Source organism: Microbulbifer sp. MLAF003, from assembly GCF_030012965.1.
Classification (GTDB): Bacteria; Pseudomonadota; Gammaproteobacteria; order Pseudomonadales; family Cellvibrionaceae; genus Microbulbifer; species Microbulbifer variabilis.
In genome coordinates this window covers 1,802,774-1,828,730 of the sequence record NZ_CP120232.1, presented here as the reverse complement: position 1 = coordinate 1,828,730, position 25,957 = coordinate 1,802,774, and the positions used below count along the sequence as shown (strand labels likewise).

Genomic DNA, 25,957 nt, shown 5'->3' with positions numbered 1-25,957 from the left:
CAAGTCAACTCAGCGATGAAGCCCCTTCAACCGAAAAACCAATACAGCCTCCACCAACTCACAAAAAATGCTTATCATTCAGTACTACCTCTCTCACGCTCAGTCACAGTGGGTGCGCTCATAAACAGGAAAGCAATAACAAACCCTACAAATGCAAAGCAGGCATTTACTTCAAAAGCCCTACTAATACCTGTAGTAATATCGGGTGCAAATCCTACAATAGCGGCATTAACACCGAGTCCCACCGCACCGCCAGTGATTTTCAACATATAGATAATCGCACTGGCCAGGCTCGCGCGACTGGGGTCTACTACAGCGATTACCATTGTGGTTGTAGATGGATTAAATAACCCCAGTCCAGCCCCAAGGATAATCAATCCAAAGATATACTCACGGCCATCACTTAACCTGGAGATATAGAACATCCCCAGACTCATGGCCAGGATCCCAACACAAACCAGAATCTTCCCCCCGGCCTTTTGATAGAGTTTACCGGCTATAAATGAAAAAACCGCAAAGGCAATCATCAAGGGAACAAGTGTTAAACCCGATTGCATAGTGGTAAATCCACGTACATTTGTCAGGTACTGGGGCAGATATAAAATAACTGAAAAGAAAGTAATAGAAGTAAAAAGAGTAACGGCTCCGGCCGCAAAGAACCTCTTATTTTTAATAACATCCTCAGGAATAAGAGCTACCTCTCGTTGGTGAGACTCTATATAAATAAAAACTGCACTAAATACCAGAAATCCCACCAATAGCCCGATTACCAACGGGTGCATAAAACCAACCCCCGATGCATAATTCAGGGCCAGGAGAAAACTCAGCAGAGAAGCAGTCAGAGTGATAACACCCAGATAGTCAATACGTTCATCGGGATCAAAGGGAACATCTCGGGGAACAAATTTCCAGCACATAAGTGCAGCGGCAAACGCTACTGGCAGGTTTATAAAAAAATCCATCGCCAGCTGAACATATCCGCCAATAACCCGCCCATTATAGGTCCAAGGGTGTTCGCCAAGCCACAAACAGCCATAATCAGACCACCGGTTTCTCCAGCGCGCTCTTCGGGCATCAGGCTATATGCCATTCCCAGAATGGAGGGCCACATCAACGCTGCCCCCACCCCCATGAATGCCCTGGCGGCGAGAAGCATCGGCACATTCAGGGCAAGGCCGCCCATCAAGGAGAACGCCAGGAAAATTCCTGCTCCAGTGATAAATGCCCGTCGCCGCCCAAAGATATCCGCAATTCTCCCTCCGGTAACCACCAGTACACCAAAGACAAGACCATAGCCATTGATAACCCACTGGGAGGTGGTGATATCCATACCCATCTCCCGCTCGATCGCCGGGATCGCGGGAGAGAATGCAGTGATATCAATAGCAATGATAAATAGGGCCACGAATATGGCCAGCAAGCCTAGACGGGGGGAATTGGGGTCCTGCTCCTGGATGTGTGACATGGACGTTACCAACTCCAAGGGTTTCAGCCTGGAATTACAATCCGACCAGATTCCAAGTTAAGTTCCCGGAAAGTCCCAAGTTATACCCCATACCCTTGGATGTGCGCTATAGCCTCAGCAGCGACGGAATTTATAAATTTCCACCCCAACCGAGACAGAGAATAGGTAGCAATAAGTTTAGTTGAGAGCACTCGGCTAAAATATAGATATTGGTGATTCTTCCCATCCACAGCCAGGTTTTCTCTACGCTAGTAAACAACTCTTTATGCTATTTAAACAACGTAAGCAGAGATGCTGAAGTCACCAACCGGCCCATAGCAGAGATATTCTCATGCGCAAATACATTGCTCTTATTTTGTTAATCTTCGCTCCTTATCAATTTGCGGAAGCAGACCCAGTGAACAATCTAAGCAGCTTCCAGTGGCAGAAACGCATATTACTCCTCAACAACCCTGCCAATGAGGCAGAGACTATGCAGTCTCTACTGAAGTTGGGCCCTCAATTTGCAGAAAGGGACTTACTGTGGTTTGTCTTTTCCAAGGGCAATATCGAGACGAATTATCCAGGGAAAATCACCAGCGATTTCAACGCTAATATCAAGGATCAGTATTTCAAGGGCGATGGCGAGCAGGTAGTCTTGATTGGAAAGGACGGCGGCGTGAAATATCGTGCTGTCAAGTATGCCCCCACGGAAATTTTGCGGCGTATCGACAGCATGCCGATGCGCCAGCAGGAGACAAAAGATGGCTCCTCTCCTTAACCCCCAAGGTATCACTGGCGCCCACACGCAAAAACACTGAAGGCGACCCTTTAGCTATAAGCCCACACAAAGCTTATACCCTATCCCTTGCCCTCTTGCCGGCCATTTTGAATAACACCGGGCGCACTTTGGCTACCAACCAACCCAGTGCCTTGCCACCAGCTGTAGTCTCTGTTGCCTGGGCGTATTTATTCAGTGCCAGCTCACTTTGGGCTTGTTGACTTAACAGGTCGACCTCTTTATCCAGCTCTATTCCTGTGGCGTTGGCAATACGATTCATGCGCTGGAAACTGCCGATTAGTGCCGCCACATCCACTAAAGCGGAACTACCGTGTTCCTGCTCCAGTCTCTCCCTGGTGGGGGGATCAGCTGTACATCCTCGCCCATGACCGCATCCACAAAAGCGAGAAGTTGCGCATAATCCTCTGCTCCATGGGCGTGATGTCTTCCACCGCCATTGCCTCCTGCAGAATCTTCAGAAATAAGCAGGTTGGCAATATCTTCCTGTTTTCCCTGCACTTCACTACTCACCTGGAGCAACATCGCGTGTGAGGCCGCACAGTAAAAGCACTCGTTGTTCATCGACACCCTAGTGGCCACCAACTCTATCTCAGTACGAGAAAGAGCGCGATCGTGATTCTCTCCCACTTGCATGACCTGAAAGGGCATAAAGTAATAGCGGTTTTCCATATAGCGCTGGCAACGCACAGCATCCGGCACCAAGCTCAGGGCCCTGAGTACATTAGTAGGCCTGGGAATATCCTCGTACAGATCCTGCTCGGCACCCGTGCACTGGCCCTGTCCAATCATAGGCACCCAGGCAGCACCCTCTTCCAACCCTGCGGGTGTGTATTGGGAGGGCACTGTGTCCTCCCCGGCCAACGCCTTAGGGAGCTCTTCTAAATCCAACCCCAACGCACGATGGAAGGTATCCACATTCATGGCAAAGACAACAACCGCCACAAGCTCCACATACTGGCCTATGGAGATTTCCGAAGGTACCAGCTTTTTCAACCACTCTTCACTCAGGCGGGAGGGGTCAGTCACTATTCGATGAACAGTATCTACAACCGCTTTGGGAAGATCCGAGCGGCAGTCGTGCAGCCCCTCCACCTGATAAGGGGAGAGCGCCTTTCTTCGCTCCCGACAAAATTCGCAGTCGTAGGCCGCACGCACTTCCCTGGCAAAAGCAATATGATCTTCTACAGACCACCAGTTGCCCGTTTCTCCAATAAACTGCCAAGCCTTTAGATTTGCCTTGCGTAAATCATCGCGAATAGGATAAGGCACGTTCGAATAATTAAATGGCATCGCTTATACAAATCCCTATGACTAATAACCAAAATATTAGGCCGCCAATCGAAGGAGTATTACTCAAGGCATTACGTTTTCCAGTATTCAATTCACGACTACTCTTCAGACTAATTCCCCCCAGCATGAAGTACAGTTCAATTTGTCATTAATACCGGTGATTTAAGGATTCTCTACAACGCCAGGCCCACAAAAAGCTTGAAGGCAACACCCCTGGCAGGCCATCATCCACACGCATTCCAAACAAAGAAGTCGGAAGCTATGGCTAAAAAAGCAATTGTTATAGGTGCAACTGGGCTGATTGGTAGCCACTTGGTTGAGCAGCTGGCACAGGAAAAATCGATAGGCGAAATAGTCGCTCTGACCCGCCGCCCCTTGTCCTTTTCCCATCCAAAAGTTCGCAATGAGCAGGTTGATTTTGAACACTTAGAAGAATACGCAGACCTGTTTCATGGTGACCTGCTGTTCTCCTGCCTGGGCACCACCAAGAAGCAAGCGGGCGGCCTGGAGCAACAATTCAAAGTGGACGTGGAATATCAATTTCGCGCTGCACAGCTGGCAGCAGATAATGGGGTTGCCCACTACCTGCTGGTATCCTCCAGCGGCGCCAATACGAAAAGCAACAGTGCCTATTTGCGCATGAAAGGGGAACTGGAACAAAAGATCCTGTCACTGCCCTTTGCCCGCATCAGTATTTTCCGCCCTTCTCTGCTCATCGGTAAACGGGCCGACCTCCGCCCTGCAGAGAAAATAGGCGCCATTATCTTACCCTGGGTCTGCCGACTACCCGGACTACATCGTTATCGTCCTATTACCGGCTCCCAGGTAGCCGAGAAAATGGTAGCCGTATGCGAAAAAGCGGGAACTGGCGTAGAAACCTTCACCTTGGATGAGCTGTTCTACACCTGACTTTTATTTCTGCATCCGGGGCATCAAGACTGGCGATCAGCGCCACAGGGGCACAGACTATCAATAGGTAACCGCTTTCCGGTAAGCACTATGTTGTTGTCTGTGCGCCTTCTCACCCCTTTACTTTTTATCTGTTGGGCCCTATTTCCCAGCTCCTCCATGGCAGACTGTCGCCTAGATCGACAGCAACAGAAGCGCTGCGGCCCCGGCCAGTGTGCGCGAGATAGCGATGGAAATGTCTATTGCGCTATTCACTCCGGAGGTGGAGCCCTCTCTGATATCAATGGCAATATTGTCTGTGGTGTAGGGTTTTGCACCAAAGACTACCTCGGCAAAGTCTGGTGTTCAAAACAAAGGGGTGGCCTGGTTGGGCGCGATAGCAAACAGAAAGTTGAGTGCCAGGGAAGCTGCGCACGGGGCACGGCGAAACTCTGTGTGCCAGGGCGCTGAGGGCTAGCCCATCATGTCACAAGAGATTACCGGTCTTAGCCAGTTACTGGATCAGATAAAATCCAGTTGCCAGCACACCGAGCGCATCTCCCTACAGCTGGTACTGGAATCCATCGGGCGCAGGTCATTCGCGCCCTTCCTGCTATTAGTGGGGTTAATCCTCTTCTCTCCCCTAAGCGGAGTACCCGGCTTATCTACCGTAATGGCCACTCTCTTATTGCTCGTCGCTATACAACTGCTGCTGGGCCGTAGGCACGTTTGGTTGCCACAGTGGTTACTGAGTCGGTCCATCTCGCGGAAAAAAATGAATGACGCCTTACAATGGCTGAGGCGGCCAGCAGCATTTGCCGACCGCTGGATGCGGCCGCGCCTGGATTTTATGGTGCGGCGCAGTGGCACCTATGCGATAGGCACTATCTGCTCACTGATTGCATTAACCATACCACTACTGGAACTGGTGCCCTTCTCCGCAACCACAGCAGGTTTTGCCCTCACCATTTTCGGTCTGGCGCTCGTTACCCACGATGGCCTGCTCGCACTGATTGCCTGCATAATTACCGTGTTACTCACCTGGCTTCTCGCCCATACCCTACTTTGACAAATATTGAGCCATCTGCACCGTCGTCTTATGCACCGGTATTATAATTGTAGGCTTGTCGCTTTTAACGGATTTATTAAACTCAACTCTAAAAACTTAGCCCAGCATAAGCTTTTTCAAACACGCATGAATGAGTTTTCAATTTTAAACATCAAGTTTAGCGGTGATTAACGTAAAATAGCTTACACACCATCAAACCAGACCAGTAACACACTATTACCAACACGACCTTACCCAAACATGTCAGAAAGTACATTTCATCAATTCTAAAAAATTATCCCCCGCTTAATGACACAAACAAAAACAAACCCGATATGAATTAGCCTTTAAAAAACAAGCTTATAAATAGATTGGCCTGATACAAACAAAATTGTATTTACTATTGACCCCTACTGTTAGCAATCCTAAACTTGAGCGCCTAACATGCAGTTTCATTGGACAACCCACATGACAGATTTTATCGAAGTATATGATGATGCCCTTCCCTTAGATTTCTGTCAGCAGGTGATCAAACTTTTTGAGAGCAGCCCAAGCAGGCAAGTACAGGGAGTAACCGGAGGAGGCGTCGACCCGTCTAAAAAACTAAGCAAAGATATCTATTTAAATCAACACTCTGAATTTAAAGATATCTTAGCGCAAACCATTGACTATACCTCAGAATATATAACCGAGTACTTTAAAAAGTATTACTTTCTGCTTATAGGTACCTTTGGACTTACTGTCATCCACCCCAAAACGGGGGAGCCGGTTAAACTCACCCAGGATAATTATGAAGAAGTCGGCGCTCCGCAAGCACATATTTTGATGCAGCAGTTGTTCCGCTTAGGGCATATTAACGCCCAGAAATACAATAAGGGGGAAGGTGGCTACCCCTATTGGCACAGTGAAGTTTTTCCACAAATGCCGCACAATGAGGCCTTGCATCGCGTCCTCTTGTTTATGTTTTATCTAAATGATGTTGATGAAGGTGGGCATACTGAATTTCACTACCAAAATAAAACAGTAAAGCCCAAAGCTGGCCGAATGGTGATTGCTCCAGCAGGCTTTACCCATACTCATAGGGGTAACGTACCCAAATCAGGAGATAAGTATATATTAACTTCTTGGGTCCTATTCAATCGGGCAGAGCAAATATATGGTGCGGCAAAGTAATTCAGATAAAGGCCAGTTTTTACTGGCCACTTTTCTTTTTTTAAGTGAACGTCTTAGGGCTTGCCGGCCACCCCAACCTGTGCGGCACCTCCTCCAATATCAACAGAATACGCCTCCTCACTCAGTAAACAACTCGCTAGATGTACAAAGACAGTTCATGTTCCGCTGAAGAAGCGAGACAGATCCTTCCTGAACCCGCCTCCACACTACTAAAGTGTATTGACCGACAATAAATGATCAGTAGCTGATCTCGCTCAAGCTGTTTCTGCCAGCAATCATTAACCTACCAGCAAATCATAGATTAGCCTTTAAGTGAATAAGCCCTTTGGGGCATCGAAAATACCTGAAGAACCACAAATCGTGTAAGAAATGTGGAGCAAAAAAGGAGTAAATAAGGAACTTTTGCTTAATTCGCCAACTTAGGTAGTTACCAAAAAATTGGCATGCTAAGTTCAAGATTCGAAGCTACATTACACTATCAGTTATCAAATTAATTTTATTATCTAGTGAAATGAAGAAATCGTCGACTATCGACCTGCATTTGAATAATCTATAAACACTATCATCTTAGCGAACAACCGGATATCGCGCATAGTTAAAATCTAACGAAAAGGAAATAGAGATATGCCAAGTTATGACGATTTCTTAAGCGAATTGGACAACGATATTGAGACGGCCTTCAAAAAGTATAAACTGGATTTCAATACTCAGGAATTTGATATTAAGAATGGAGTGTATCAAACCGGAATCGACTTTGTATTCAGGGACCCAAATATAATCCTGATGAAAAAGGATGACAAATCCGAAAAAAAGCGACTTATATGACCTGGGCTCGTAAATCAGCCGTATCAGTAACTTTAGATAGTAAGAGCCCTCCCTACTTTATGACATCGCACCTTAGCGGCTGCCGAATGACCCTTAAATTTCACGATGACGCAAGACATAGCGTTACAGTCATGCATGTTGCCGGTGATACTAGTTCAGGGACAACCTGGAATGGTTCTAAACAAAGGGATAAACTGGAAGAAGAGGTAGATATTCCTGCTCCAGTAAAGCTCGAAAGAAGGCTTTCGGTTACGGGCTTTAAAATGAATGGAGTATCAGGACCCAAAAAGATGAAAAAAGTACTCGCGAAAGGAGGTACTACCTTCTACGACAGCCTTGCCCGCTGTTTTGGGGTGCGCGGCGAAGATAACAAATGGAGATTCTACGTCCAAAATTTAAATAATGATGAACAGATCATAGGCTTTTTTGAGATTGTATAACAATATATTTATGCGGTGGTCCAAATTAACATTTTCCCTATTGTTAACTGGCTACCGCATAATCAAAATCGAATCATCAGGCCTAAAATCGATCAACAAGCCACCTGTATTTAAATAATTTTTTTGTTTTCTCCAGGGCAGACGGAAGGTGCTGCCCCAGACAAATAGTTTCCCAAATCTCTATTTGTCCAGTGGAACTTCCAGGCCTAACATACGAGGATATTTTGAAAGTACCATGAGTGCGAGCAAGTCATAAACTGCATGCCAAATAATCACCCCCAATAAGCTGCCTGTCTGCTGATAAGCAACCCCCAAAACCAATCCAACAACAAATGTCAGCAGGAAATATGTAAATGATGCCCAATGCAGAAAGGCAAAAATTAGTGAAGCACCCAGCAACCCGATTAAAGGGGAACTGAGCTGTGATAGCCATACCTGTAGAAATCCCCGAAAAAAATCTCCTCACAAATACCTGCAACGATAGACAACAGAATAATCTGCGTAGTAGATATTCCTGAGAATAATTGAGTCAGCTGCGCACAGTGGCCGCGCAGCGTACAACCGAAAGATGTAGGAGAGCGGGTAAGAATTACAACAGCGGTAAAACTAAATAGTGCCCCACAGACTCCCCAAACTACTGACAAAAATGGAGAGTCGCCAGTTATAGGAAGTTCAATACCGGAGAAGCCAATCGCAACAAGGGCAAATAGCAAACCCCCTGCCTCAATCCACATCATGACAGAAAAAATTTGTCTGCTGCTCAATTTATCCGCTGTCTTCTTAAACACTGAATTTTTGTCTTCCGACACAGGACATGCTCCATCAACCCCCTTGCTCGCCAGCCCGCTCTTCACCAACAACGGTTTTAAGGCTTACCTGGCCACTGGGCGCCACCATTAACTCTGCCACCCCCTTCTCGTAGATCCTTCTCAAGCTGCAGCGCCTTTTTCTTGGGAGCAAAGTAAGCCTCTATGCCGTACTTAACACGATAGCTATCGTCATTACCCCAAGGCCTTGTGTTGGATATACGCCCCCTCAGGAATATACCCTCATCGGGCTTATCAAAACTCGCCGAAGAGAATTCATAAAGTCCTGATGGAGACTTCTTCAGGGAGACATAAACCACCTCTCCCTGGCGCACCTGCCTGCCAGCAGACAGTGCCGATTTCTTAATCTCGGAAAAGCCATAGTTCAAGCGGGCGTAATTACCTCGGAACATGGAGCGGGGGTCCACCGGGATAGTCTTAACCCGAATTGGCTCGCCAAACCAAAGCGGTACCTGAGCCTTCACGTATAGGCCAGCAAGAATCAAAAACTGTACAGCAATCGCTGCAACTAAGGCGAAGACCCCCCTCTTCATCGTGCTTCCTCCCTGCCCTGATGGAACTTCCAATACTTGGCCGCCCCCAACAAAAGGCCGGCGAACAGGATGAAAATCAGAGCTGCCCCCAGGTAATCTCCAATAAGGTCGATATAACGTAACAAGGCGGTGAGCAGTATCGCCACCACTCCAATGAAGAAATAATGTGAAATACCATCGTGAACCCCGCGATATATCAGCCAAATACCACTGCCAATCAAGGCAAAGTTGGCAGCCACCTGCAGGTAAATTGCCAGATCTATATTATCAATGGTAGTTACCAAAGCCAGGACTCCAGCAAACAAAACAAGGAGGGCACTACTGGATAACAACCTTCGCGTAGGCATCGCCAATACCACGGTTACTGCAGCCATGGCTGCAACCACCAGCCACATGGACCACAAATGATCCCAATTCGCTTCAATCAAGGACTCCCAGGGAGATTCAAAGCTGAAAACCAATAAGGTGATCAACGCAAAACGCAAGCACCAAATGGAGATTACCGCCGAATAATCCCGAGCTACGGAGGATTGCTTCAAGGCCAGCCAATGACTGAATACATACAGCATTACAAACAAAGCAATTGCCACCGGTAAGCTCTCAGCCTGCAGAGCCAGCTTAAAGCCCTGCTCTTGTATGCGCCAGATCTCCGCCAGTGAGTATTCAATCCAAAGGCCAATGCTTCCCAGTATCACCAGCAGCAATAAAACACTCGCCCGTCCACGTAGCAGAACAAAAAGGGAAACAAGAATGAATAACGGAAATAGTGCTGGGTAATATCCCATCACTACCTGCAGGTAGAACCAAATTAGCGCAAGGATATTGGCTTGTAGCGCTATCCAGGGGCTCCTTGTAATCAGGGCAAATGGGATACAGCCAAGCGCCCACCACAAGAGCCCATCGGGCATATGCTCACCTAAGTGATAAATCTGGGCGATAAGAATTATCGAGGCACCAAAAAAGAAGTTCCCCAATAGGAAAAGCCCCTCGCCTGCACGGGGGTTGCGCTTGAAATATACATGCAATGCAGCACACTGGGTCGCGACAGTGAGGGCGATCAAACCTCCCATTCTCAATGCGCGGGGAATCTCATCCCAGTTGGCGCCTATCAAAGTGATTAATGCCAGGGCAATAAACAAGTAGCCAAGGCCCACCAATACGTTATACCCAAGGGAACGCTGGCGCGCCTTGTGGTAGTCCACCTCGTAGCGAGCACAGATCAACTCGGCCTGCGCCTCACTGATCAATCCATCATCTACCCACTCCCCAGTCTCTTGTGCCAGGTCGTGCTTTAACAATCGAATCAGTCGCATACCACTATCCTGCGGAAAAGTATCCATCCCGGTGCGATCTACTACTCGCACCCTGAGTCAGCACTGAGTATCCCTAAAGTCGCCCTTACCCTCAATGAACAGCCGCAGATAGTCAAAGGCTATCTGCGGCATTTAAATTGTTAATTTCTATTAAAGTTGACCAACCCATAGCATTTAAACCATCAAAGAACACAGACAAACAACGGAATTTCAAAAGGAGCTATCCATGTCCCGTTACATCGAATCCCAACTCAAGCCGTTCAACGCCAAGGCCTATCAAAACGGTGAGTTTCACGACGTCAGCGATTCCGATGTCAAAGGCAAGTGGGCTGTATTCTTTTTCTATCCTGCCGACTTCACCTTTGTCTGCCCCACTGAGCTAGGCGACCTGGCCGACAACTATGAAGAGTTCAAGAAACTGGGTGTTGAGATTTACTCCGTATCCACCGATACCCACTTTACCCATAAAGCGTGGCACGACTCTTCCGATACCATCGGAAAAATCCAATACCCGATGATCGGCGATCCCACCGGCACCATTACCCGTAACTTCGGCGTGATGATCGAAGAGGAAGGTATCGCTGACCGAGGCACCTTTGTGATCGACCCAGAAGGGCGTGTCCAGATCGTTGAGATCACCGCAGGCGGTATTGGGCGTGACGCCAGCGAGCTGCTGCGCAAAATTAAAGCTGCTCAGTACATCGCAGCACACCCAGGCGAAGTATGTCCAGCTAAATGGAAGGAAGGTGAAGAAACCCTAGCACCATCTCTCGACCTAGTAGGAAAGATCTAAGATTTCCCAAACCCTCACAGGATTGGAACTGGCTTTGCCCACCATTTGGTGGGCATTGTCATTAACTGAATCTAATCTTTGCTGGAAGTTTGAGAATCAAGGAAGAAGCAAATTTCTAACGTTCTCAAACAGCCTGGCATCAGGAGTACCCTTAAATGCAACCAACACTAATCTTCAGCTTGCCTTGCTCTTAATGATGCGATCACAGCTTATAAGCAACTCTATTACTTGTAACGATTCTTCCAGAGGAGCTTGCGGACATTCTGTTAAACCCGCAGCAATACACCGTTGTACAGCGGCAGCCTCATAATATAGCCCTTCTGAACTCGGGAAGTTAAACTCGCCTTCAATAGATGGTAAGGGGAACTCCAGCTTTATAATAGTGTTTTCTGGCTTCCGACGACTCCCACCATATTTGACTACTGTAACACGTGTAGGACTATGGGCAGGAGAGTGCACTCGAATCCGTCCTTTCGAACCATAAATATCCATCTCTTCAGCTCCTTCATATAAAATACTCCAGGTCGCAATTGCCGTTAAGGTTTTTCCAAAGTAGGCATGTAATACTCCAGCACCAACTTGGCCAAAACCATAACAGTCAATAACCCCCGCACACTCACTATTCTTAATATGATCTCCACATATCATTAGAGCTTGATGGACTGGATAAACACCTGCATCAAAAATACCACCAGACTTCCAGGTCGGCGAATCTAAACCTTCATCACGCTTCAAATCAAAGCTTAAATCTGCTCGGACTTGTTCCACCTCCCCAAGGTCGCCACTCTTAATTAAATTTCTACAATATTCCATTACGGGAAAGAAGCGCATCCACATGGCCTCAATGCAAAAAAGTCCTTTTCTTTTTGCAAGGCTCTTAATCATAGAGACTTCACCCGCCGAAAGAGCTATAGGTTTTTCTATTAACAAATGTTTCCCAGCATTCAGAGCTAATTTTGCATGATCCGCATGAAATTCAGTGATAGTGGCTATATAGACAATATCTACCAGGGGATCATTTACTAATTCTGTATAGTTGCCATAGAATTTCTCGACCCCATGAGATGATGCAAATGCCCTTGCACGATCAATATTGCGTGCTGATACTGCGTAAATTTCTGCTGACTCCAGATAATTAAGCACCAAGGCAAAATCATTGGCAATCTTGCCACACCCAATAAAACCCCAACGGAATTTACGATCTACTCCTAAGGGAAGATTATCCAATGGAGTAACAACATATCCAGAATCAGACTCATAGGGATTCATAAAACAATTTCCTTGAAATCATGATCCAAATACCTACAACATTCTCACCTTACTGTGAGTACAATGAACGAATTTAAACAAAACCACATAGATTATAAGTAATCTGTCACAGAAACGTATAAAGAAAATAAATAATATAAATTACCGACTATAAAGCCAATCTCAAACACATCATTGATGACCGGCTATTCTTCTGCCAAGTGAAGCTAAAAACACACTATAAATCATATAAATAATTTCCGGTTGATTTATATACATCAAGACAATATACAACAGCAACACAGCTTAGGGCCCAAAAATGAAAACAATGGAGAAATATCTATGTACCAATTAATAATTGCCAACAAGAACTATTCTTCTTGGTCCCTAAGGGTTTGGCTTCTTATGCAACAAATAAAAATACCATTTAGTGAGAGGCTAATTACTTTTGAACAAGGTAATAGCCGGGAAAAATTTAGCAGAATCTCTCCCACGGGATTACTACCATGCCTTATAGATGAAGACACCCTGATTTGGGACTCGCTAGCGATTGTGGAATACTTGGCTGAAGCCTTTCCAGAAATATGGCCAACAAACAAACTTGTAAGAGCCTGGGCCCGCAGTGCGACCTGTGAGATGCATTCAAGCTTGCAATTTTTTAATAGTAAATCTCTTAGTTGTGCGACACAAGTAGAATTAAAACACTTACCTGAGAAATCTAGAGAGGATATCATTAGAGTTGATAGACTATGGCAAGAGGGCCTAAAAAGTTTGGCGGCCCCTTCCTGGCAGGCGAAAATTTTACTGCTGTAGATGCCTTTTTCTCTCCTGTGGCAATTAAAATAAATAACTACAACTTGCCTATCGCTGATATATCTCAGCACTACGTCAATAGAATCTTAGAATTACCTCACTTAAGGCAGTGGATTAAGGAGGCTCTGAACGAACCGTGGCGAGTATTTGAGTATGAAGAACTTGAGAAGAAAGTTGGAATCATCATCAAAGACCTACGATCTTAGATTCAGTGTGAGTTAACAAAATTTAAAAAATATAATAGCAACTGCCTTCTGTAGACTAAATAAATAAATCTTTACGAAGCATGCCCCACATAACTTTTAATTATTTGTGCGATTTATTTTTTTCTATACACGCCATAAGTATACAACATACCACTCCCAATGTGAGAAATACCGGGACAACGTTAATAGCTATACTTATACCGTAATGGTCGTTCAGCCAACCCACCATAGCATGTGCAAAAATCAGAAATACACCTCCCAATCCCAATGAAAACGAAACAGTAAATGGAGGGTTTCTTGAGCTTTGAGCCAACCACTCCATCAGGTAGGGGAACAAGTATGATAACGTTAAACCGCAAACCGGCAGCCATAAAGGACTAAGCCAATAACCAAGAAAAAATGCCACAGCTGTGCCAACAAATGAAACAATTAGCCAAAATAATGCGCTCCCCGGAGAAGTACGAAAGTGAAGAAGATTCTTCCAATGCACAGCAAACCAAAAAAATTGATAATAATATATCTGCATCAGCAGCCCAGGCACCCCCTCTATCCTCTAGAAAAAGCACCAGTCGGCTAGCGAGGATGTGCTCTGCTCCATTATATGCAGAAACTATCAATCCACCGCCGATAGCAATCCACCATTCTTTAGGCTCATGCTCGCGCCTTGTCTCCACTCGATAGGCACCTGGGTTTATCTCTCCACCTCCTATTCGCCGCTCCCCCTTCCTTTTAAGTAGACCGCCCAGGATAAGAAGCAGAATGACTACTGAAATCCCTCCAAATAAATAGAATCCACCCTCCCACCCAAAGTGGAACTTGTACATTAATCCAGGCAATAGGGGGATAAGACGGAAGCGACTCCATATGTACTATGCAATCCACAATAACCTTGCCGGGTAAGATTTTCAGGCACAAAAAGTGGAATCGCCACATTGATCAGTACCATACTACCGCCGGCACCCAAACCAAAAAGGAAACTTCCCAATATAAGCACCGCAAATGAGTGTATATATTCAGAGATACCTGACAGAAACGAGCCCACCCCCATAAACATCACGAATAGCGCCAGACCGGAGATCACTCTCACTTTTTTCACCCATAATGCCCCAGATAAAGTCATAAGTAAGGCAGAAAAAGTAGACAGAAAGAAAAAAGTAGATCCCTTCGTTGGTGAAATAGAAAAAAATCCAAAATTCTCGGGTAAATTGGAGCTTTATATACCTCTATAAAGCCCAGTAGAAATAGAGCCCCATAGCAAGACAGCAACCCAAACCAGTAGATACCGCGACTCACGCAGCCCTTCTTTTAATATATTGGTCACATTCAGTAATCATTCGGATCGCCTGGATGGAGTTATCTAGAGGAAGTTGTGGGCTCTCAATCAGTTTACCCTCCAGACAGGCTTGAACAGCTCGGGCCTCGTAATACAGGCCTTCCGAGTTGGGGTAATAAAATTTACCTCTAATTCTTGGTAATGGAAATTCAAATAATCTATTATCGTTACTAGTCCTTCGATCACCTTTGGTTCTAGTCACTGAGACTTTTGTCGGGCAATGCGCCGGAGGGTATACTTTTACTCTCCCTTCAGTACCATAGATTTCCAGTTCTTCCGCACCCTCTACCAAGTGGCTCCATGACAGCACCGCCGTTGCCCCAGAATTAAAGTGCGCATAAATTAATCCAGCACTATCCTCTCTGTATCCATAATCGTCAATCATTCCTGAGAATTCTAAATCTGATGTACCCCTACCCAATACCATCAGCGCGGCATGAACGGGATAAACGCCAGCATCCATACCAGCCCCGACTTGCCACTTTGGAGATTGGAGCCCTTCATCTTGAAGCAAATCAAAACTCAAATCTGAACGAAGCTGACATACCTTACCAATATCTCCATTGCTTATAACATTTCTACAATACTCGATAGCTGGAAAAATCTCATCCACATGCCTTCCATGCAAAATAATCCCTTTCTATTGGCGAGCTCTTTTATCTTTATAGCATCTTCGACGCTAAGCGCTAACGGCTTCTCAATAAGAACCGGCTTCCCTGCCATTAGGGCTAACTCAGCGTGCTGTCGATGTAACTCGGGAATAGTTGCAATATATACAATGTCGATGTCTGGATCAGTAACTAACTCTAGATAACTTCCATATACTCGACATGCTCCATGTTTATTCGCAAAATCTTTTGCTCGATTCAAGTCCCTTGCCGCCACAGCATGAATTTCAGCAGACTCCATATAATTGATCACTATCGCAAAGTCATTGGCAATCCTTCCACAACCAATAAATCCCCAACGAAGTTTTTGGGCCGCAAACTTCTCCCGATTGTAAACGCTGGCAATTTCTACACCCTCAATCAGGCCTTCTTCGTCCTCTATCGTATCAGGATCCAATAATAACTCTGGGTGGTGGAAAAGCTTCTCCTGCAGATTATTCCAAGCATTTTCCAGATGTTTGCTCTTTATCTTGTTAACCCATATGCACCTTCCAAGGGGTGCTGGTAGAGGCGCTCGTAACGTACCTGAGCGATGGATCGAGATCTGTGTTATCGCAGTTTTGTAAACGTCCAGGCTAAGCCCTTTCACACTAGCTGCAAGCCCCAACTTCACGTAAATACCAAACAGCAACTCAACTTCTGCCTTGGATATCAGCCCCATCTGCTCAGCTACCAGTGAAGTAAACAGGCAATCAATGCCTACAGCTTCGCCATGCATCAACCTAAAGGCCTCATCACGCTCCAACCATCGGGATAAAGTATGGCCAAAGTCCATCGGCCTTGATAAATTTTCTTCCTTCAAGTCCCCTGCGATACTGTCAAGCATGGCGTCGATGCAATTTATCAGCAGGTTATAGGATATATCACCGGGTAGGCCATCAGGATCTAAAAATTTGTTTTTCAATAGAGATGCACCCTGCTCTGAAAGAATATCGAGTACATCTTTATTAAAAACTACACCCACTTTGATCATCTCACCAATTGCACTTTTCAGCACTCGCTGTGGATTAGTTTTTAAGAAGGTAGGATCAATTATGGTATGCAAGGGACTGTGAAATGCACCAATCCCATTTTTGATATTGTGGTTTACGCTAACCTTAATGCCGATAGATGAATCAATCATTCCCATTAGGGTAGTTGGGATACGTATCCAAGGTGTATTACGTCTCCATATCGCACTAACAAACCCAATCGTGTCAGTTACCGCTCCCCCCATCGCTACGATTGGCTCCCTGTAACGCAGAGGGTTTACCTTCCATATTTCATCGATCATCTTTAAAAGACTATCAATATTTTTTGACTGTTCACCGCCTTTCATTACGATTGGAATAAATTTAACCCCAACGGATTTTTCCCATTCATTGACATCTCTTGCATACAACTCCCATACCTTGTCATCAACACAGCAAATAATTCTGTTCTTTGGTGGCCTTAGGAGTTCAATGAGAAACTGGTTGCCGGGATCAAACAGTCCTTGATGGTACCAAATTCTCTGGTTGGTCGGAGCCTGACATACAGTGTCTGAAACTTGAACGATAGAGTGATGGTTTTTGTCTGCTCGCACTTGCGCCTTAATACTGGGCTCAATCACCGCGGCTAACTCAAGAACACTACATGCATGCTGTAATCGCGGTAAGCTCTGGTATTTCTCATCATCGTCACCCAGAATAGATTCAATAAAAAGCCGCTTCAGGTCACGATAATCCTGTTCAAACAGGTAGCAATACCACATCGCCCCCTTTTCTTTTCTTGTAAGCTCAAGAGCGCGATCAAGCTTGTCAGGCATAGCTTGCCGAATAAATATGGGTCTGCCTCCAAGCCCCTTTCGCATCACTATACAGTTTTCTACGCCTTCACAACGGGTAGCCAGAAAGGAAAAACTAACGCCCAAGTTGGTTTTCAGGGTAAAAGAAAGCTTCTTGAAATCCTCTATATCGCCAAATCGCTTTTGTGATGTTTCATCTCGGTTTACCACTACATCAACAATATTGTGAGGAGCGAGATTCCACTTTGCTGTACAGAGCTCAAGTTCATGGCAGCATTGGTTTAGCAACATTCCTTCGGCATTTTGCCTGAAGACGCTTTCTAAATTGGCCTCGGGATGCGGGTTGTGGTGAATAAATCCAACACTTCTAGACTTCAGCTTCCATTTCGCATTAACTCTCTCAGCTTCATTGACGTAGCTGGCGATATGCTTTTGATAACCAACTACAACATTGACATGCTTCTCATCGGCAATCCTCTCCATTTCACGCAATTTTTCCAGGGAGTCAGCACCAGGCTTTTCCAAGTAAATATTCCTATACCCTTTGGCTATTACAAATTCAAAAATCTCTTTCGTTGACTGGGTTCTTACCGAGATCACAGCCAAGTTTTTATAGGAATGATTTACCTTAGATAATTGATCTAATGAAGAATAGATTTTAAAGTCACCAAATTGGGCCCTGAGTCTTGCCATCTCCTCTTGAAATGCCATTCCTTTATCGGAAGATGCGACATTACCTGATAGCCAGTACTCTTCAACAACGGCATCTACCACTACATTTGGCATTTTCATCAGCTGCAAAAGATGCAGCCACCCGATTGACTCTCCAGGCAGACCAACTCCAATTACTGTGACATGCACCACACTCGGACTCATAGCGGCAACATTCAACCTCTTGTCAGTCCAAAGCCACCCAGATCCACAGAAATCCGGCTTGCTCCTTTAATTCATTGCTAGCGTCTTTCCATTTAGAACCCAAGCCTTTTTTGCCCCTTGGGCTTAAAAAGCAATGACCACTTTAGCGATCTAACACTTCCCTATTCCGGAAGTGTCAAGCGGGCATCAATAAAACTACTTCTGACAGTTTTGGCTTAACAGAAGTATTCCGAAATCCTTAACTCTGGCCCAGACCAATCAGCTCCATATTAATGATTGAAAAAAACTATCACAGATATTTACATTAATAATTTTTATTAAAATATATAGATCGATAGTATAAATCCCGTTCCAAAGACAACGACTGACAAGACAGTGATGAGTAAGGAGTTATCCATGTCACGTTACATCGAATCCCAACTAAAGCCCTTTGACGCCAAGGCTTACCTGAACGGCGACTTCTTGGATATCAGCGACGCCGATGTTAAGGGCAAGTGGGCGGTGTTCTTCTTCTATCCCGCAGACTTCACCTTTGTGTGCCCCACCGAACTGGGCGATCTGGCGGATAACTACGAAGAGTTCAAGAAACTGGGAGTGGAGATCTACTCCGTATCCACCGATACCCATTTCACTCACAAGGCCTGGCACGACGCTTCCGACACTATCGGCAAGATTCAATACCCCATGATTGGCGACCCCACAGGCACCATCACTCGTAACTTTGGAGTGATGATCGAAGAGGAAGGTATCGCTGACCGCGGCACCTTTGTGATCGACCCCGAAGGCCGTATCCAGATTGTCGAGATAACTGCCGGAGGAATTGGCCGCGACGCCAGCGAGCTATTGCGCAAGATCAAAGCAGCACAGTACATCGCCGCTCATCCCGGGGAGGTCTGCCCAGCTAAGTGGAAGGAAGGTGAAGAGACCTTAGCACCCTCCCTCGATCTGGTAGGAAAAATTTAAACCAAATACCTCTGACCCGGCCCACCAACCGGTGGGCCACAACCAATCTGAACTAGTTAGAGAAAGGACACACCGATGTTGGACGCAAACCTGAAAAAACAACTGGACACTTACCTGCAGAATATCGTCAAGCCGATCGAGATTCGTGTGTCCACTGATAACAGCGAAAAATCAAAAGAACTGGAAACCCTGGTAGATGAAATCTCAGGGCTCTCTAGCAAGATTACCGCACAACAGGGCCAGGCCAGGCGCACACCAAGCATGGCTATCGCCCCTGCTGGAGAGGAACCCCGTGTAAGCTTTGCCGGCATTCCCCTAGGCCACGAATTTACATCATTGGTTTTGGCGCTACTACAAGCTGGTGGCCACCCCTCCAAGGTGGATCCCGAGCTGTTGGAGCAAGTGCGTAACTTGGAAGGTGAATTTCACTTTGAAACTTACATTTCCCTCTCATGCCAGAACTGCCCGGATGTTGTTCAGACACTGAACCTGATGGCCACCCTTAATCCGAACATCACCCACGAGATGATCGATGGTGGGCTGTTCCAGAAGGAAGTTGAGCAACGCAATATCATGGCCGTACCTGCGGTCTACCTAAACGGCGAACATTTCGGCCAGGGTAGAATGTCCCTTGAAGAAATTGTCGGCAAACTGGATACCGGCTCCGCAGAACGTAAAGCTGGAGAATTGAATGAAAAAGCCCCCTACGACCTTCTAGTAGTTGGCGGCGGGCCGGCGGGCGCAGCGGCAGCCATCTACGCCGCACGTAAAGGCATTCGTACCGGACTGGTAGCCGAACGCTTTGGCGGCCAGGTGATGGACACTGTTGGTATTGAGAACTTTATCTCCGTACCTTACACCGAGGGCCCCAAGCTCGCAGCCAGCCTGGAGCAGCACGTTAAAGAATATGGTGTAGATATTATTACCGACCAGCGCGCAGCAAATTTACAGCGCAACGAGCTGGTAAACATTGAACTACAAAGTGGCGCCACCCTATCCAGCCGCTCAGTAATACTGGCCACGGGTGCACGCTGGAGAGAGCTGGGCGTTCCTGGAGAAGCAGAATACCGCACCAAGGGCGTAGCCTACTGCCCCCACTGCGATGGCCCATTCTTTAAAGGCAAGCGCGTAGCGGTTATTGGCGGCGGCAACTCCGGTATCGAAGCAGCCATCGATCTTGCCGGCATCGTTGAACACGTCACCGTACTAGAATTTGCCGATAAACTGCGTGCAGATGAAGTATTGGTGCGCAAAGCACAGCTGATGGACAACATCGATATTATTGTCAATGCACAAACCACGGAAGTATTGGGCGATGGCAACAGGGTCAACGGCCTTGCCTACACTGACCGAGAGTCAGGCGAGAGCAAAAAGCTCGATCTGGCCGGCGTCTTTGTGCAGATTGGCCTGGTACCCAACACGGAATTCCTTAAGGAAACCGATATAGAGATGAACCGTATGGGTGAGATTGTGATCGACGAGCGCGGAGCAACCTCTATCCCCGGCGTTTACGCCGCTGGTGATGCCACTACCGTACCCTACAAGCAGATTGTAATTTCAATGGGTGCAGGGGCTACAGCCGCACTGAGCGCTTTTGATTACTTAATTCGATCTTCAGTTGAGTAATGATAATAATTAATAGGGCCAGCAAAAAGCTGGCCCCTAATCAGTAAAAAAGCAATATGCACAGGCCAAAAATTGACTGAATAACTTACAAGCCCTTCAAGCAATCAGGGCTTGAGGAATCAGCTGTATTATTTTCCCAGGTATTCAGCTGATTGGTACAGAAAGCATTTTCTGTGACATCAATTAAGTCGAACATGCCACTCCCCAGCGCCGTGTTATTCTTGATTGTATTTCCTACTGCATTTGTCTCAATAGCAATCCCCAACTCAACACTATCTATAACATAATTATTATTGATTAAATTCCCGGTTACGACATTATCCACATCAATACCATCCTCTCCATTCTCCCTGATAACATTTCCTGACATTGTGTTGAAGCCAGTCTCTATATCAATACCGTCATCTAAATTAAAACTGATAAAGTTATTGGTTACCGTGGTATTTTCTGCATTTATCAATAATCCATTGACACCACTATTAACTATTTCATTTAGCGTCACCAGTGAATTTTGACCACGAACAGCTATACCATCTATGCCATTGTCATCTATAAAATTACTGCTAATAGTTGTGTACTCTCCCCCTTCAGTGATTGCCACTCCTGTACTTGAAGATCCTGGCCCTGAACCGATTATTTCACTTCCAGAGATGAAATTAAAATCACTTATTACCTCAACCCCATCCGATGTTGAGTTACTAATCTTTGTATTCAAAATAGAATGCGAACCAACCCCTTCTAAAATGATTCCTGTAGGGCAAGCGTCAACTGCACCGCCAGCTACAAATGAAGAGAGACCTTCTACCAATACCCCAGCGATTCCAGCACCTAGAGAATTATCGCAAGTTATCTTGCCTTCACCGAGCATCCTTAAATACCCAGAAGGCCCAACGATAGTAAGCGCATATGGGCTATCAACTGTTAGAGGACAATGCAACTCCTCTGTCAGAAATGTCGGTGTAAGTATTCTATCACCGCATTCAACCGCAAACGCTTGGTGTGGCACAAGAAACCCACACGCCATAAGAGAAGAAAATATAGGACCCGCTGCCAGATTTAAACTCTTCAGATTCATAGTTAATTCCCTGTATAGATAAGGCATTCAGCGCCAAAGAAAATCCGTCTGTAACCCCATAGGGGGTTCTAGCAGCGTAGATTGAAAACACCTGGAAGATTATTACCTACATATATTTTTTATTCTGAATTCGAGTGTTTTTATTCTGCTTCTACATGTATGACCTGTATGTTTGACATGCCCTGAAACCCGCCCAATAAAAAAGCGTCAAATCAGAATAAATACAAGAAGATCACCCTAAATTTATAACGTCACAAAAAACATCATTACGCAGCAAAATACGAATTGAAGACTTCACTTTATAAGGAGCATCTTATGACAGCCAAAACTTCACCGCTCATAAAATAGGTATGATCTCAATGGTGAAGGAATAACATATAAAATCGAATCTGGACCATGCGGAATGATAGTAAAACATAAAGCACATCGTTTAAACAATTAAATCCGTTCAATTAGACTTCTTAATCTAGACCAACAACCCTTAGAGAATTTCACCATACTGGTCAATCAAAACATCAGATCACAGTTAAAGCGAGAACGGGCCCCTATAAAACCTATCTCTATTTACTTCAGCCAGAAACGCCAGCAAACTCATTTCAAGCGAATAAATCTATATTTTTGTTTTCCATTACCCCAGTAAGTGAGGCTCATACCCGGATATAGATATTTCGGCACATATATCTAAATTAACCATAGACGGCAGAACTTTTCCCTTCCTCCTTACCCTCTCCAATTGATTGATGACAGATAACGGTGTCGCGATATGCCTAAAAGTGAAGTTGATCCTCACTATCATCTCTAGAAAACGGACAGAAAAACTGAAAATTAATCTATCAAAGGGAACCCTCACCCTAGCTGAGGGTCAGTTCAATTAGTGTAAGTGAACGAGTTCATAAATTTATCCAAGAATTTTTTTCTACAAATCTATGAAACAGTAAAAAAGATTCCAAGGCAAAGAAAAGCCAACTTGCTTCACAGTTTATGCTAAGAAATTATTTTTAAAATGCCAAACAGGCCGAATTAACCCCTTTTAACGGAGCCGCTCAAACAGCAAGATTTTCTTGCTAACAGTTCAACCATAACCGTGAATAATTTTATTCATCTAAGAAAAACGGGCCTAAGAAAGATATAGAAACCTGGAGTAATTTCATGCTACTAAGAACTAAATGTGCCATTGCAACAATGCTACTAATGCCTTTCAGTATGCAGGTTCAAGCTCATGGCTGGTCTGAATACCCAAAGGCCAGGCAAAAAATTTGCTATGACCAGGGAAACATCTGGTCTGGAACACCACCTAACCCCGCTTGCGCACTGGCAAAAACTATTTCTGGATCTTATCCTTTCCAGCAGCACAATGAATTTTCTATCAACATCCCTGACTACAATAATTTTACAGCCGTAAAAAATGCCATTCCTGATGGGACTCTATGTTATGCCAATGACCCCCAGAAAAAGGGCATGGGTGCAGCAACTGAAGCCTGGACCCGGGTTGAAGTCAGTGCGGGAACCTTCGAGTACGTATTTCACGCAACAGCACCACACAACCCATCTTTCTGGCAATTTTTCCTAACAAAACCAAACGCTGATCTTTCGCAACCCCTTGCATGGGATGACCTGGAGCTTATCCAGGAGGTGGGAAATGTGCCTGTTGTGAATAGTCAATATCGCATGAATGTTACTATTCCAGAAGATAGAGTGGGTAATGCAATTTTATTTGTACGCTGGCAGCGAGAAGATGCAGCGGGTGAAGGCTTCTACAACTGTAGTGATATCACCATTGTAAATGGTGATGTTGAGCCGCCTACCGAACCTGATCCCGGTACTACGGAGCCATACCTCATCCAGGGTAACACCTTTATTCCAGAAGACATTAATATCGATTCGGTAGATGTAGGTGACACCGTCAATTACAAGGTATTCAATAAAAATGGTGAGGAACATTCATCATTTTCACTGGCAATTACCGAAGACAATAAAAATGATTGGGATAGACTGCTCGCCTCTCAGGTTACCGGCTGGTATCAATCAAATCACAATGGAAATGTCTTTATCGGCCGCTGGCATGAGGAGATGAACCACTACATGTATTTCCAGGGTGATTTACATGGAAACTATTTCAACTCCAAAGATTCTCGCGCTTCCGGCGAGTTCACTATCACGAGTAATGGAAGCGAGTTAATAGCCGCTATCACGCCCAAGGTTTTAAAACCTCTCGACATAGCAAAGGTGGAGCACGGAGATTTACTGGTACTCTCACCGGGAGAAAGCACAGGAGATATCACTGATACCGCGTGGTCACAAGTAAGTGGAAGCCCTGTTGAAACAGCGACCGGACCTAGTGGTGCACTGGTAATTGATACGTCAAGCTTAACCAATGAACATCATGAGTTGAGCTTCAAATTAACGGTAAGCAGTAACTCTACTACGGATGACGAGGTCTACTCCTTTGTAGTTGAACCATCATCTCCTACTGATCCTACTGATCCTACTGATCCTACTGATCCTACTGATCCCAATATTCAAGCTTGGGATAGCAACCAAATCTACACCGCAGGTGATCAGGTAAGCCACAATGGCCAAACATGGACTGCTGGATGGTGGACCAGGGGTGAAGAACCTGGCACAACCGGGCAATGGGGAGTGTGGCGCTAAGCCACCCAACAAGTAACTTTTACTTTATTAACCTAGGGGGCTTGTGACAATTGACACAAGCCCCCTTAACCCTTTCTAAGTTGCAACTTAGTAACGGTATTGGAAATTTCTAGGCGCTCCCACTCCTAAAAATCTCTAGAAAAGTAGCCAAAATACAGCCAGATCAGTTTTTTCTAGATGCCCTGCCCTAGCTGATTGAAGATCAAACACCTGAGATTAACTCATTAACAATATCCATATACTCATCGATATACTTAGAGATACTTTCCTTACTTATCAAAGGTTCACAATAACCAAAAATAAAAACCGAGTTTCGGTAGGTCGTATAATTGACTACCATTAGCGGATTTATGCCATTAGTTAATGTAATCATTGGCTTCTGTATTTCAAAATATCGTATTTCATCTGCTAAAAAGCGCATATTCCCCACGTTTGAAACAATTATACCTGCCGGGAAAGAGCTTTGTTGCGCTGTAACTTCAGCAGCCATACGGGTTATGTCTTCCATGTTGTAATCAGAACTTAGGTTTTTTGTCATCGGTCTCTGCTTGAGTAGCACAGCGTCAATCTGCTCATTCAAACTTCCGGCAACATCGATAATATCAGCTGAGACAACATTGGGAGGAAGAGCCAAACTGGTAGTTTCTGAAAATGAGCCGATATGATCGAAAGGTATATTAGGACTGCACAATCCTCGTGCATCCATAGCCAGAATAACTTCTGTTAATTTTTTGTAACCAGGTATAGCTCTTGCAGCAATTGATGCTATGGCGCAGTAAACCGCAGTAAGTTTTACCTTGTTTTTTTAGCCAGCTGGGCCAACAAATCAATCTTTTCCGGCGGCATGAGATATGAGATGGCACAGGCCTTGCGTTCAGAGGGAGCGGCTTCTTTCTCTACTGCCCAGCTAAAATCTCCTTTGCTTTTATGTTCAAGCTCTTCCTCTCCAAAATATCCAGAAGCTTCCAATTGGCTCGCTATGCTTTCCTGTAGGGGCAGAGATTCAACTTGTTCAAGGTTTGTGTTAGAGCGAAGAAATCTATCTAAATCTGAGAACAGTGTCATTATTGACCTGCCATCGAGTACTGCATGAATATTGATCATAGAGACCCACTCGACCAGTCCCTCTTTATTAAGGTACAACCTCAAACTGTATACATATTTTTCACTATCCAGACAGTTCAGCGCATGGGTCTTAAACGCTTCTTCAAGGTTTAAGTCGCTCTTTATGTGGCATATCTCCAGAGGGATATCCCTAAAGTCAACATCACAAATCCAGCGCAGTCGCCCCCCTTTTCACACGAGCACGTAGAAGTGGATGGCGTTTATGAAGGTAAGCCAATCCCTCACGTAGAG

Annotated in this window: 27 protein-coding genes; 12 read left to right on the top strand and 15 right to left on the bottom strand. The window is 45.3% G+C overall.

What is annotated here, in order from left to right; genetic code table 11:
- Positions 1–74 precede the first annotated feature (74 nt).
- Together P3339_RS08880 and P3339_RS08875 are read right to left on the bottom strand one after the other, a co-directional pair.
- Positions 75–962: an MFS transporter gene (locus P3339_RS08880; RefSeq protein WP_282953107.1), complete on the bottom strand. Its 888-nt coding sequence runs from the start codon at positions 960–962 to the stop codon at positions 75–77.
- On the bottom strand, positions 947–1,465 hold the full coding sequence (locus tag P3339_RS08875) for an MFS transporter (RefSeq protein WP_282953106.1): 519 nt from the start codon (positions 1,463–1,465) through the stop codon (positions 947–949). Before P3339_RS08875 ends, P3339_RS08880 begins: the two co-directional genes overlap by 16 nt.
- Before the next feature lie 331 nt (positions 1,466–1,796).
- On the opposite strand from P3339_RS08875, the gene P3339_RS08870 reads away from it, so the two are divergent.
- The gene (locus tag P3339_RS08870; protein WP_282953105.1) at positions 1,797–2,225 is read left to right on the top strand and encodes a DUF4174 domain-containing protein; all 429 of its coding nucleotides are present in this window, start codon (positions 1,797–1,799) and stop codon (positions 2,223–2,225) included.
- Positions 2,226–2,298: 73 nt separating this feature from the next.
- On the opposite strand, the gene P3339_RS08865 is transcribed toward P3339_RS08870, so the two are convergent.
- Together P3339_RS08865 and P3339_RS08860 are read right to left on the bottom strand one after the other, a co-directional pair.
- The gene (locus tag P3339_RS08865) at positions 2,299–2,535 is read right to left on the bottom strand and encodes a hypothetical protein (RefSeq protein ID WP_282953104.1); all 237 of its coding nucleotides are present in this window, start codon (positions 2,533–2,535) and stop codon (positions 2,299–2,301) included.
- Between the two features lie 5 nt (positions 2,536–2,540).
- Positions 2,541–3,536 (bottom strand): alkylhydroperoxidase-related (seleno)protein, encoded by a 996-nt coding sequence (locus tag P3339_RS08860; RefSeq protein ID WP_282953103.1) that lies wholly within the window; start codon positions 3,534–3,536, stop codon positions 2,541–2,543.
- A 261-nt stretch (positions 3,537–3,797) separates the two neighbouring features.
- Here P3339_RS08860 and P3339_RS08855 point away from each other — a divergent pair, with 261 nt between their 5' ends.
- From P3339_RS08855 to P3339_RS08835, 5 genes are all read left to right on the top strand, one after another.
- Positions 3,798–4,445 carry an NAD(P)H-binding protein gene (locus P3339_RS08855; protein ID WP_020413211.1) on the top strand — a complete coding sequence of 216 codons (648 nt, stop codon included), beginning with the start codon at positions 3,798–3,800 and terminating at the stop codon, positions 4,443–4,445.
- 90 nt (positions 4,446–4,535) lie between these two features.
- Positions 4,536–4,895 (top strand): hypothetical protein, encoded by a 360-nt coding sequence (locus tag P3339_RS08850; RefSeq protein ID WP_282953102.1) that lies wholly within the window; start codon positions 4,536–4,538, stop codon positions 4,893–4,895.
- Between the two features lie 13 nt (positions 4,896–4,908).
- Positions 4,909–5,493, top strand: a complete 585-nt coding sequence (locus P3339_RS08845) for an exopolysaccharide biosynthesis protein (RefSeq protein ID WP_020413213.1) — start codon at positions 4,909–4,911, stop codon at positions 5,491–5,493.
- A gap of 447 nt (positions 5,494–5,940) precedes the next feature.
- On the top strand, positions 5,941–6,645 hold the full coding sequence (locus P3339_RS08840; RefSeq protein WP_282953101.1) for a 2OG-Fe(II) oxygenase: 705 nt from the start codon (positions 5,941–5,943) through the stop codon (positions 6,643–6,645).
- Between the two features lie 911 nt (positions 6,646–7,556).
- Complete coding sequence (locus tag P3339_RS08835; protein WP_282953100.1) at positions 7,557–7,910, top strand: hypothetical protein; 354 nt, start codon at positions 7,557–7,559, stop codon at positions 7,908–7,910.
- A 180-nt stretch (positions 7,911–8,090) separates the two neighbouring features.
- On the opposite strand, the gene P3339_RS23400 is transcribed toward P3339_RS08835, so the two are convergent.
- Genes P3339_RS23400 through P3339_RS08820 form a run of 4 tightly spaced genes read right to left on the bottom strand, consistent with a single transcriptional unit; the run spans position 8,091 to position 10,583 of the window.
- Positions 8,091–8,309, bottom strand: a complete 219-nt coding sequence (locus P3339_RS23400; protein ID WP_353056898.1) for a CPBP family intramembrane glutamic endopeptidase — start codon at positions 8,307–8,309, stop codon at positions 8,091–8,093.
- A 5-nt stretch (positions 8,310–8,314) separates the two neighbouring features.
- On the bottom strand, positions 8,315–8,719 hold the full coding sequence (locus P3339_RS08830) for a hypothetical protein (RefSeq protein ID WP_282953099.1): 405 nt from the start codon (positions 8,717–8,719) through the stop codon (positions 8,315–8,317).
- A 56-nt stretch (positions 8,720–8,775) separates the two neighbouring features.
- The gene (locus tag P3339_RS08825) at positions 8,776–9,270 is read right to left on the bottom strand and encodes a GDYXXLXY domain-containing protein (RefSeq protein WP_282953098.1); all 495 of its coding nucleotides are present in this window, start codon (positions 9,268–9,270) and stop codon (positions 8,776–8,778) included.
- Positions 9,267–10,583 (bottom strand): DUF2157 domain-containing protein, encoded by a 1,317-nt coding sequence (locus P3339_RS08820; protein ID WP_282953097.1) that lies wholly within the window; start codon positions 10,581–10,583, stop codon positions 9,267–9,269. The genes P3339_RS08825 and P3339_RS08820 overlap by 4 nt, the downstream gene beginning before the upstream one ends.
- 226 nt (positions 10,584–10,809) lie before the next feature.
- Here P3339_RS08820 and ahpC (P3339_RS08815) point away from each other — a divergent pair, with 226 nt between their 5' ends.
- A complete protein-coding gene (ahpC, locus tag P3339_RS08815; RefSeq protein WP_020413219.1) occupies positions 10,810–11,376 on the top strand; it encodes an alkyl hydroperoxide reductase subunit C in 567 nt (188 codons plus the stop codon).
- A gap of 174 nt (positions 11,377–11,550) precedes the next feature.
- On the opposite strand, the gene P3339_RS08810 is transcribed toward ahpC (P3339_RS08815), so the two are convergent.
- Positions 11,551–12,645, bottom strand: a complete 1,095-nt coding sequence (locus tag P3339_RS08810; RefSeq protein WP_282953096.1) for a Gfo/Idh/MocA family protein — start codon at positions 12,643–12,645, stop codon at positions 11,551–11,553.
- A gap of 321 nt (positions 12,646–12,966) precedes the next feature.
- Between P3339_RS08810 and P3339_RS23395 the strand changes: the two genes are divergently transcribed.
- A complete protein-coding gene (locus P3339_RS23395) occupies positions 12,967–13,437 on the top strand; it encodes a glutathione S-transferase (RefSeq protein ID WP_353056897.1) in 471 nt (156 codons plus the stop codon).
- Positions 13,374–13,643 (top strand): glutathione S-transferase family protein, encoded by a 270-nt coding sequence (locus tag P3339_RS08805; RefSeq protein WP_282953095.1) that lies wholly within the window; start codon positions 13,374–13,376, stop codon positions 13,641–13,643. The genes P3339_RS23395 and P3339_RS08805 overlap by 64 nt, the downstream gene beginning before the upstream one ends.
- Positions 13,644–14,466: 823 nt before the next feature.
- Here P3339_RS08805 and P3339_RS08800 read toward each other — a convergent pair.
- The 3 genes from P3339_RS08800 to P3339_RS08790 all read right to left on the bottom strand — a co-directional run bounded on the left by P3339_RS08800 (position 14,467) and on the right by P3339_RS08790 (position 18,300).
- Positions 14,467–14,739 (bottom strand): hypothetical protein, encoded by a 273-nt coding sequence (locus tag P3339_RS08800; protein WP_282953094.1) that lies wholly within the window; start codon positions 14,737–14,739, stop codon positions 14,467–14,469.
- 193 nt (positions 14,740–14,932) lie between these two features.
- Positions 14,933–15,589 (bottom strand): Gfo/Idh/MocA family protein, encoded by a 657-nt coding sequence (locus tag P3339_RS08795; protein ID WP_282953093.1) that lies wholly within the window; start codon positions 15,587–15,589, stop codon positions 14,933–14,935.
- Positions 15,544–18,300 (bottom strand): Gfo/Idh/MocA family oxidoreductase, encoded by a 2,757-nt coding sequence (locus P3339_RS08790; RefSeq protein WP_282953092.1) that lies wholly within the window; start codon positions 18,298–18,300, stop codon positions 15,544–15,546. Before P3339_RS08790 ends, P3339_RS08795 begins: the two co-directional genes overlap by 46 nt.
- A 381-nt stretch (positions 18,301–18,681) precedes the next feature.
- On the opposite strand from P3339_RS08790, the gene ahpC (P3339_RS08785) reads away from it, so the two are divergent.
- Positions 18,682–19,248 (top strand): alkyl hydroperoxide reductase subunit C, encoded by a 567-nt coding sequence (ahpC, locus tag P3339_RS08785; RefSeq protein ID WP_282953091.1) that lies wholly within the window; start codon positions 18,682–18,684, stop codon positions 19,246–19,248.
- 75 nt (positions 19,249–19,323) lie between these two features.
- A complete protein-coding gene (gene ahpF / locus P3339_RS08780; RefSeq protein ID WP_282953090.1) occupies positions 19,324–20,874 on the top strand; it encodes an alkyl hydroperoxide reductase subunit F in 1,551 nt (516 codons plus the stop codon).
- Between the two features lie 85 nt (positions 20,875–20,959).
- Here ahpF and P3339_RS08775 read toward each other — a convergent pair whose 3' ends face one another.
- Entirely contained in the window at positions 20,960–21,949 is a 990-nt protein-coding gene (locus tag P3339_RS08775) for a right-handed parallel beta-helix repeat-containing protein (RefSeq protein WP_282953089.1), read from the bottom strand.
- Between the two features lie 1,149 nt (positions 21,950–23,098).
- Here P3339_RS08775 and P3339_RS08770 point away from each other — a divergent pair.
- A complete protein-coding gene (locus tag P3339_RS08770) occupies positions 23,099–24,601 on the top strand; it encodes a lytic polysaccharide monooxygenase (RefSeq protein ID WP_282953088.1) in 1,503 nt (500 codons plus the stop codon).
- Positions 24,602–24,803: 202 nt separating this feature from the next.
- Here the strand turns inward: P3339_RS08770 and P3339_RS08765 are convergent, their stop codons facing one another.
- Both P3339_RS08765 and P3339_RS08760 read right to left on the bottom strand, forming a co-directional pair.
- Positions 24,804–25,307: a hypothetical protein gene (locus P3339_RS08765; RefSeq protein WP_282953087.1), complete on the bottom strand. Its 504-nt coding sequence runs from the start codon at positions 25,305–25,307 to the stop codon at positions 24,804–24,806.
- Between the two features lie 86 nt (positions 25,308–25,393).
- Complete coding sequence (locus tag P3339_RS08760; RefSeq protein WP_282953086.1) at positions 25,394–25,705, bottom strand: hypothetical protein; 312 nt, start codon at positions 25,703–25,705, stop codon at positions 25,394–25,396.
- Positions 25,706–25,957: the final 252 nt, after the last annotated feature.